Annotated in this window: 3 protein-coding genes; all 3 read right to left on the bottom strand. The window is 65.3% G+C overall.

From position 1 onward, the window contains the following. The coding region (locus VGV60_12055; GenBank protein ID HEV8701996.1) for a glycosyltransferase family 4 protein at positions 1-1,128 on the bottom strand (1,128 nt) is incomplete at its 3' end. Then, positions 1,125-2,579 (bottom strand): hypothetical protein, encoded by a 1,455-nt coding sequence (locus tag VGV60_12050; protein ID HEV8701995.1) that lies wholly within the window; start codon positions 2,577-2,579, stop codon positions 1,125-1,127. The genes VGV60_12055 and VGV60_12050, both read right to left, overlap by 4 nt. A gap of 388 nt (positions 2,580-2,967) precedes the next feature. After that, a partial coding sequence (locus tag VGV60_12045; GenBank protein ID HEV8701994.1) for a diaminopimelate decarboxylase occupies positions 2,968-3,641 on the bottom strand: 674 nt, incomplete at its 5' end.

The following is a 3,641-nucleotide window of genomic DNA, read 5'->3' as shown; positions in this document are numbered from 1 at the left end:
CGAGCCGATTCGAGAGCGGAGGGGGGCATCCGCGGCCGCCTGCAGCGTCTTGGCGGTCAGGTCCTCGACGTCGCCCTTGCGGAAGAGAAGGCCGGTCTCGCCGTCCTCGATGACGTGGCGGGCTCCGGGAATGTCGCTGGCCAAAAGCGTTCGGGCGCAGGCCTGGGTTTCCAGGTACACACGCGCCTGCGCTTCAGCGTCCGAAGGCATCACCACCAGATCGGCCAGGTTGAGGTAGGCGGGGGCGCGGCTGTACTCGACCCAGCCGACGAACCGGAAGTGTTCCGCGATGGCGTTGCTCCGGCAGGCCTCTTCCATGGCCTGCCGCAGGAAGCCGTCGCCGACGATCACGTACACGAGCCTGCGGTTGAATTTGAGCGCCCGCGCGGCCGAGGCGACGATGTCCAGCGCCCGCTTCAGCGGTTTGAGGTTGGACAGGTGCATGACGACGATTCTATCGCCGTCGATGCCGAGTTCGCGTCGCAGCGCCTCGTCCTGTGGCTGCGGAGCGAACAGACGAAGATCCACTCCGTTCGGAATGATCCGCGTCCGGTTGAGCCCCAATGCCGCCAGGCTCGCGGTGACGGACGCCGTCTGGGCGACGATGAGGTCGATCTTGTGAACCGCTTCGAGCCACTGAGACACCAGGGGCGCCGGATAGTTTCCGTCGACGATACCGGTGAGGAATCCGCCGGCGATGCGCAGGATGCATGGAAGGGCGCACCGCTTGGCAAGATCCGGAACGCGCCAGGCAAACGTCTCGCGGCCCATCAGAAGGATGTCCGGTTGTTCGCGTTCGATGAGCAGCGAAAGCTTTTCCTCGATCTGCTCCTGCTCCAGCCGTCGGTACTCCTCCGCCGCCGGCGTGTGAGGGGACGTTTCGAAATACGGCACCCGGAACCGCGTTACCCCGAGCTCGCGATAGCGGACGACAAAGCTATCGCCCGCTCGGTCCGCCTCGGGAGTGATCGGCGCCAGGCTGCGGACCGTGTGACCCGCCCGCGCAAGCCCGACCAGAAGCTGAAAGCCCGAGATAGCGGAGCCCCCCGGATACGGCGGCAGGGTCCCGACGTAGATCAGGCGGCGCCGGGTCGAGGCCCGGGCTCCGCGATCTGTGAGCGTCCTCATCGGGGACCGAGCGTCCGGAACGGCAGGACTTTCCCCCGCGCGGTCGGACGGGGACGGCGGCGCTGCACACGGACGACACCGGCCTCCCCCCACAGATTGGTCATGAAGCGATACTGATGGCGGAGCCCGCCCAACTCGTCGAGGAATGCCGCCACGAGCCGCTTCTCGTCGAGGGCGCCCACCTCGGGACTGACGAGGAGCGTGTAGCGGGGCAGCCCATTGGCATCCTGCTCCTCGATGAGCTGGTAGTCGGTCACGGCGCCGCCGAAGCGGGAGGGCAGAGTCTCCTCGAGGACGCGAAAGAGGTCACCTCCGAGAATGGTCATCCCGATTCCCGTGAGCTTCTCGAAGCTCCGGATCGTGTGCAGGTGCGTGAAGTATCCGACCTCATCGAAAAGGCATCCGCACGGTCGCGTCTCCAGCACGGCATAGTCACCGATCTCGGCGTTAAGGAGCACTTTGGGGCAGGCCGGCCGGAAGGCGGTCAACAACAGAGCATCGACCGTTTCCTCGTCGGCCAGGGGCCGGGCGCGCTGGATGATCGCCCAGGCGTCCAGGGAGACGTGGACGTCGTCGGCCACGGTGGCCGCCGGGCACTGGCTGCCCACGTTGCTTCCCTCGGAGAAGCCGTAGGTGGGAACCGCCTTGGCGCCGCTCGCCTCGATCGTTGCGCGCCGGGCCGGCGTCAGCGGCTCGGCTCCCAATAGGAATGTGACATTCTCCAGGGAGACTCCCCGGGCTGCCATCGCCAGGCAAACTTGAATCGCTTCACTGGGGGAGGTGCTGATACACGGCTTGTGCCCTCGCCGAACGAGGTGGACCAGATACTCGCCGACGCGGGCGGCCTCGGACAGCGGAACGAACTCCGGCCGCATCCAACCGGCGGCCCGGCGGACGAGCCCGTGCACGCAGGCCGAGATGAGTCGGTCCCTTAGCGTCCCCATGCTGATCGTGGCAAACCACTTGATGAACCGTTTCCCGATCTTGGCGGCCAGGAGGTGGCGTTGGGCCACGCCGGAATGGGTGGGCGTCCAGAAGACGAGCGGACGGTCCAACCAGTCGTGGGCGGCGAACCATAGCGCCCAGTGGGGGGCGGTCTGCGCAGCGTGCTCGAGGTCGATTCGAATGCGGGTCGGTCGCCCGTGCGTTCCGCCGCTCCTGCTCTCGAAGTGCGGGATGATCAGCGGGTTGTCGAAGTCCGCGTCGCGGAAAAAAAAGGTCTGACTTCCGCGGACGGCCGGCTTCCGCCCCTTGAACTCTTCGAAGGTGACGTAGACGCCAGCCTTGAGGAATCGCTCGAGCGCTCCCTCGACCCCATCCTGCTCGACCGCTTCTCTCACGTCCTCCCAGCCGCACCCGGCATTCCGAAAGAGCGCCAGATACGGACTTCGGGGATTGCCGAAGACCGCTCCTTCGAGCTTCTCGAGCAAGGCGGCCTCGCGCCTCTGCATGCCGCGCTTAACGATGGCGCGGGCCTCTTCGAGGGAGATGGGGTGGCGGAGAAACGCGCGGAGTCCGGTGGCGAACCGGCAAAGACCGTAGGCATTCGAGAACAACGACACTATCGAGAGCATCGGCGACACAAAGCCCCTTTCCGCGACGCGGCACGTGCTTCGTACGCCTGGGTCCCGCCGTGATTTCCCGGCGGCCGCCGGCGGACGAAGGGTTGGGACGCGAATATCAGCTCTGGATGGCCGTCGCCGATCCGTCTGGTCGGCGGCCTTCGAGACGCAGGTGCGTGATTTTGCCGGAGGCGGCCTCCTGCGCGGGCGTGGCGCTCAACGCTGAGGAAGCCGGCGTCGCGCCAGAACATCCCCATGACCCGTTCACCTCCAGGATTCAGTGATCCTGGGGTGGCGATACGTGGGAGCCGTCGAGGGCGGCCATGTGCTCGAAGGTCTCCCGTTGCCTGACGAGCGCAGGCGCACCATTCGAAATCATCACGACCGCCGGTCTGGGGAAGGAGAAGTTGTTCGCAAACGATGTGAAGTAGGCGCCGGCATCCATCACCGCCAGAAGATCTCCTTCTTTCAACTCGGGCAATTCCCAGTTTCGGTACAGGATATCCTCGGGCGAACACAAAGGGCCGGTGACGAAGTATCGGCTTGTCGGTCGAGCACCCGCGCGGTTTGCCAGGAGGCACATGTGATACTCGTAGGAGAGGGGAAAGGCAATATGCTGCATTCCTCCATCGGTGATCGCGTAGGTGACCCCTCTCCTTTGGCGTTTTATCCCCCTCACGGTAAGAAGGAGGATCTGCGCCTGGCTGGTCAGGGCCCGGCCTGGCTCGAGTACCAAGGACGGCTCCTTCACGCCGTACCGTGCGCAGCATTCCCTAAGGAACGCGGTGATAATCTGGCCGAAGGTCTCCCTCGATGGACAATCGTTCACGTCTGGCTCCCGGGGAGGCCTGTTGAAGACCTTGTAGGCGGCCAGCTCACGCAGCGTGAACGTTTTCACGGTGGGGAGGCCAAAGCCTCCGCCGAGATCGAACTGCTCGATCTCGATGCCGG

Source organism: Candidatus Polarisedimenticolia bacterium (genome assembly GCA_036001465.1).
GTDB lineage: Bacteria > Acidobacteriota > Polarisedimenticolia > Gp22-AA2 > Gp22-AA2 > Gp22-AA3.
Note: the sequence above shows the minus strand (reverse complement) of the source record. Positions and strands in the feature narration are given on the sequence as shown.